This window comes from Streptomyces sp. MnatMP-M17 (assembly GCF_900091995.1).
Taxonomy (GTDB): domain Bacteria; phylum Actinomycetota; class Actinomycetes; order Streptomycetales; family Streptomycetaceae; genus Streptomyces.
Map to the genome: position 1 here is coordinate 1 of NZ_FMDK01000900.1, position 5,408 is coordinate 5,408.

Consider the following 5,408-nt stretch of genomic DNA (forward strand, 5'->3'; position numbering starts at 1 on the left):
CGCGCCCAGCTCGGCGAGCACGGTGGCCGCCGTCGGCAGGGTGTCCAGCCTGGCGAGCCGGTCGGCCGTCTTGCCGAGTCGGGTCGCGTACTCCAGCAAGCCGGGCGCAGTCGGGGTGTCCGGGCCGTCGTTCTCCCGTACGTCGAGCGCGAGCAGGCCGGCGCCCAGGGACTCGTCCGTCGCCTTGCGGTTCGGCTGGTGCTGGAACTCGGCTTCCTGCGGCAGCAGTTGCTCGACCTCGACCACGGCCCGTACGGCCGCCAGCGCCATCGCGCGCCGCTGCTCACGCCCCGCGAGATGCGTGCCGCGCCGGACCGCCAAGGCATCCGCGATCTCCACCGCCGAGGCGACGCGCCCCATGCTCACCAGCAGGTCGATGATCTCCTCGCGCAGTGCCTGGACGGCGGGCTCCGCCTTCCAACGCCTGCGCTCGTCCTTGAGCAACTGCGGGATGCGGCCCTGGCTCAGCCCAAGACCCTCCGCGACATCCTTCTGCTTCGGCCAAACCCCGATGTCGGGCAGGACCCCGTGCTCGTCGGGCAGGCGCAGCAACAGCCGTACCATCTCCGCCTTGTTGCGGTTGGAGCCGTTGTTGTTGACGGCGGGCACGAAGACGGTGGCGAGGGTGTCGAGGCTGACCGAGCGCAGGGTGCGGGCGGGCAGCGCACCCGCCGACTCGCCCGTCGCAAGGTGAGCCACGAGAGCCGACTCTGCGGCGGTGAGCTGCTCCAGCTCCTCCTTGGCCTCCGCGCGCCCCTTCGGGGTCAGCGGCGAGACGGGGATCTCGCGCAGCCGCTCACCCCACTCGCGCTGGCGCTGCTGGACCTCGTTGCGGGTCTTGGCGCCCAGTCCGGGGGCGTTGACGAGCTTGCGGCGGCTGTAGTCGAGCAGTTCGCCGACCGTCGTGATGCCGAGGCCGTACAGGAAGGACTGGGCGGCGGGCGTGAGGCCGGAGACGGTCAGCGGGGTGTCTCGGGTGACCTCGGCGGCGAGGCGGTCGCGCTGCTGCTCGGCGGTCTCCGGCTCGGCCTCCGCGATCGCCACCGCGGCGGTGCCCTCGGCGGGTGTCCCCTCCCCCGTGGTCGCGGCGGCCGGGTGGCGGGAACGGTGGCTGGACGGGACGGTCTGGGAGGCGTCGAGGAAGACCTTGCGCCAGGCGTCCCGCATCGGCTTCAGCTCGGGGAACCGCCGGCCGGCGTCGCGGTGCAGGGCCTTCTGGAAGAAGGCGACGAGACCGTCCCGTACGGCCGGGTCGAAGGCCTCGGCCGCGATGGTCGGGTACGGCCACTCCTTCGCGACGGTCATGCGGGGCAGGACACTGCCGTCGCCCCACTTGGGCAGTTCGCCGGAGGCCATCTGGTGCAGGGTGACGGCGACGGCGTACCGCTCGGCGTGCGAGTCGTACGAGCCGCGGGTGATGACGTCGACGAAGGGGTCGAGGTAGCCGTCGGTGCCCGCGTTGGTGCTCTTCGCCGGGTAGCCGGCGAGGGAGAAGTCGATGAGGACGAGTTCGCGGGTGCGGTTGGGGCGGATGCGGATGGCGATGTTGTCGGGCTTGATGTCGCGGTGCCAGACGCCCTCACCCTCCAGGAAGTCGACGGCTCCGAAGAGGTAGTCGCCGTACGCCTCCAGTTGGTCGACCTGGAGGCGGCCGTTCTCGCGGAGCTGGCGGGCGACGGTCTCCTCACGGCGGCGCGGGCGTCCGCCGCCCTCGGTTCCCTGTCCGTTGTCGTCGCGCTCGTCGCCGACGTACTCCAGTGCCAGGACGGTACGGCCGCCGATGTGCAGCGGCTCGGGTTCGACGAGGCGGATGATGCCGGAGTGGGGGCGCAGGCGTCCCATGGCCTCGGCCTCGCGGGCGAGGATCTCGCTGCGGCTGTCGGAGAGAGCGACCTTGAGCACGGCCAGCGGGCGGGTCCTGCGGGCTTCGGCCTGAAGGTCGCGGACGAGGAAGGCGCGGCTGGTGGAGCCGGTGCCGAGGCGGCGGCGGATCTCCCACCGTCCGGCCAGCACGTCACCGGCGACGGCCTCCAGCGGATCCTTGTCGGCGGCGGTCCCGTCGTCCTCGTCACCCGGCCCCTCTGTAGCGGTGGCCGCCGGGGCCGGGGCGGTGAGGGAGTCCTCGACGACCTCCAGCAGCTCCAGGAACTCGTCGACGCTGGAGAGGCGCTGGCCGGGCCGGTAGGCGGTGGCGGCCTGCACCAGCTCGTCCACGTCCTCCGACAGGCCGTCCACCAGGGAGCTGGGGCGAAGGCCCTCCCCCGCCTCCAGGCGGGCCAGCAGCTCCGCCTGGCTGGCGGCCGGGGCCTTGCCGGTGACCAGCAGGTAGGTGAGGACGCCGAGCCCGTACACGTCGAGGTGGACCGGGTCGGGGTTGAGGGCGGTGAGTTCGGGAGCGAGGTAGGCGTCGGCGTCGTCGGCCAGGTGCATCGCGGACAGGGCGGTCGGCGCGAAGCGGGTCATGCCCTGGCCCTGGGAGGAGTCGCCGCTGCGCTGAGTGGCGATCTGCCAGTCGGAGATCTGGAGCTGCGGGGTGAGCCAGGCGGCCTCCTCCCCCACCGCCCGGCCCTTCCTGCCGCGCGGCCGGGGGACGACGAGCACGGAGCGGGCGGCGAGCGCCCGGTGGTGGATGCGGCTGGAGTGCGCGGAGCGCATGGTCTCGGCGAGCTGACGGACCAGCGCCATCCGGCCGAGGATGTCCAGCTTCTCGCCGTACTGGACCAGGTACTCGTCCAGCTTCAGGGTGTCCGGGTGGTAGTCGAAGATCAGCGCGGGGCCGGCCGCGTGCCCGGAGGGGAAGTACTGCTTGAGTTCGACCGCGCCCGGGTGCTTGAAACGGCCCAGCACCGCGGCCTCGCGCCGGGCTGCGTTCTCGACGGACTGGCGCAGGGAGGCGTCGGAGCCGCGCTCGCTGAGATAGATACGGACGCGGGCAGCCTCGGGAAGGTCGCTGTGACGGGCGAGGTAGTCCGCCCAGGTGGGCCCGGAATCGAAGGACTTCCGCTCCAGCTCGTACGGGCCGACCTTGTACTGCGCGTCGCTCTTGCGGATGCCGATGTTCTTGAGTGCCGCCTCGATCTCACGCGAGCTGATCGCGGTGATACGGCGCCGCTCGTCACGCGGGGGCTGCTTGAGCATCTCGACCAGCTGGTGGACGGTGTAGACGCCGTTCTGGTCGTGGGCGGGCAGGCGTACACGAAGGCTGTTGTCCGTGAAGCAGACGGCCTCCGCTACCCAGACCCGCTTGCCCCCGGGCAGCGCGAGCAGGCCGGCCAGTTCCTTGGCCTTGCGGTTGACCAGGTGCAGCGGATTGCCGTGCGTACGGCGGCGGCCACCGGGCGTGGTCTGCACCCAGGTGCCGTTCTCGGAGGTGACCGAGCCGTGCCAGTCCTTCAGCTCGATCATGCAGACGCCGCCGGGCGTGACGACCAGCAGGTCGACCTCGCGGACGTGGCCGGTGTTCGCGGTGAAGGTGAAGTTCGACCAGGCACGCCAGGGGTCGGAGTCCGGCAGCTTCTCGCGGATCGCGTCCAGGCCGCGGCGTTCGTGATCGAACTCGGACTCGGTGACCGTGACCCACCGGCCTTCCCGCATGCCTCTTCCCCGCTCCTCGTGTCCCGCAAGGGCGACCGTTCCCCGCGGTCAGATCCTTGACGCAGATCCTAGTGGCTGGCCGCGCCATGAAAAGAGACGGTGAAGGACAGGAGTACGGGGCATTCCCCCCTTATCAGCCGAGTCCGGTTACTTTGTGATGCGCGGACCGCCAATATCCTGGAGCCTCACCAACGCCTTCAGGTGGAAATGCGCAAACTCCACACAGTCGATGTCATCGCGATCGACGCCGTCCCTTCCGGCGCGATCGCGTGCGGCGGCCGGGCGGAGACACCGCGGCGTCCAAAATCGATCTGTACCAACTGGCGTGTGCACCAACGTGGTTACCCGCTGCGCACCTTCCCGGAGGGTATGCCGGCGGTGTTTCAGGTGCCGGTCCTCGGCGATGTGCGACGAGTGGTCTCCACCGCGTGTCTCACGCGATGTGACTGCGGATGCCCGGTAGGACGATCCCTGCCATTCCCAGCTCACGCTCAGGAGTGGAAACCGATGAACCCCGTTGAGTACAAGCTTGCACGTCGTGACCGGATTCGTCAGATTCGATCGAACGACCCGGGAACGGCGACTCGCTTGACGCCCGCCTCCTCCCCTCCCCCCAGCGCACCGCGCACCCGGCGGATATAGGCGTCGCTGCCGCCGCACCGGAACTGTTCCCGCAGGCGGCAACGGGCAGGTGGGCGTCGTAGCGCCGTGCCGCGTCCTCCACGAGAGCGGCCGTGCCGACCTCCTGCGGGCGCACGGACTGACCCTGCCACGCCCTGGATCCGCTCGCCGTGCTCGGCCACCGCGCCGTTGAAGTTGACCAGGTAGTCGCAGTATCGCCGCACCTGCTCGATCGGATTGAGCACGGGGTGCGCGTAGGCGTCGACATGGCACAGGGTGGGGTCGTCCTCGTGCGGAGCAGCCTGGCTCCACTGCTTCAACTCCACCACAACGTAGGACGGTTCCTGCGTGACCGGATGCAATCCGGCGAGGACGACGTCGGCGCGCTTGCTGTTCAGCGGTAGCGCGTACTCCAGCTTGACCTCGACGTCGCCCAGGCCGGCGTCGTTGAGCGCGGCGGCCAGAAGAGGGATGCTGCGCTCCCAGGAACGCACCTCCGAGGCGCCGGGCAGCACGAAGAGACTCGTGCGGGTGGGGGCATGTCCTTCGAGACTCCACCGGAGTGGAACGGAAGCCCGTCGGGCCGCGTTGACGATGTGTCTGAGGGTACCTGGCGGTACTCACAGTCGTACCGGTGGGCGCAGTGGCGGGGAAAGGGCCTCCGACGCAGGTCAGAGGCCCTTTCCCAAGCAAAACCACAGGTGACGGCAGACGAGTCGGGCTGTACGCCGGATTTTGTCGCCGGGCGGCCTCGCGGCCGGCCGGGAGACGGCCATCCATCTAGGGCCGGCGTTGCCGCCGGTCTCGTGCGGTCTACCCGCGGACTCGGGCGGGCAGCCCTCGATCGTCCGCGCAGGGCCGCCTCGCGGTGGCCCCTCTTGACCTTGCTCCGGGTGGGGTTTACCTAGCTGCCCAGGTCACCCTGGGCACTGGTGGTCTCTTACACCACCGTTTCACCCTTACCGGGGACCTGGGTCCCCGGCGGTCTGTTTTCTGTGGCACTGTCCCGCGGGTCACCCCGGGTGGGCGTTACCCACCACCCTGCCGTGTGGAGTCCGGACGTTCCTCGGGGAGATCCACAGGGACCTCCACGCGGCCGTCCGCCCGGCTCGTCTGCCGTAAAGGTCATCTTACCCGTCCGTGGGGGGAGGGCGGGCGCCACCGCCGCCTCGGCCTGCCGGCCGACCGTCGCC

2 protein-coding genes, 1 other RNA gene and 1 pseudogene are annotated in these 5,408 nt (G+C 70.5%); 1 reads left to right on the forward strand and 3 read right to left on the reverse strand.

Translation table 11 applies throughout. From position 1 onward, the window contains the following. A partial coding sequence (gene pglW, locus GA0115259_RS33050) for a BREX system serine/threonine kinase PglW (protein WP_093603781.1) occupies positions 1-3,594 on the reverse strand: 3,594 nt, incomplete at its 3' end. 507 nt (positions 3,595-4,101) lie between these two features. On the opposite strand from pglW, the gene GA0115259_RS43005 reads away from it, so the two are divergent. Next, a complete protein-coding gene (locus tag GA0115259_RS43005) occupies positions 4,102-4,236 on the forward strand; it encodes a DUF6408 family protein (RefSeq protein ID WP_370749045.1) in 135 nt (44 codons plus the stop codon). A 125-nt stretch (positions 4,237-4,361) separates the two neighbouring features. Here GA0115259_RS43005 and GA0115259_RS33055 read toward each other — a convergent pair. Together GA0115259_RS33055 and rnpB are read right to left on the reverse strand one after the other, a co-directional pair. Next, positions 4,362-4,811: pseudogene (locus GA0115259_RS33055) on the reverse strand (hypothetical protein); the annotation flags it as partial. A gap of 112 nt (positions 4,812-4,923) precedes the next feature. Next, an RNA gene (gene rnpB, locus GA0115259_RS33060) (RNase P RNA component class A) lies at positions 4,924-5,327 on the reverse strand. Positions 5,328-5,408 lie beyond the last annotated feature (81 nt).

What these genes read in the sequence shown, in the direction of transcription:
- GA0115259_RS43005 (WP_370749045.1), top strand. Translation starts at nt 4,102, where the DNA reads ATGAACCCCGTTGAGTACAAGCTTGCACGTCGTGACCGGATTCGTCAG.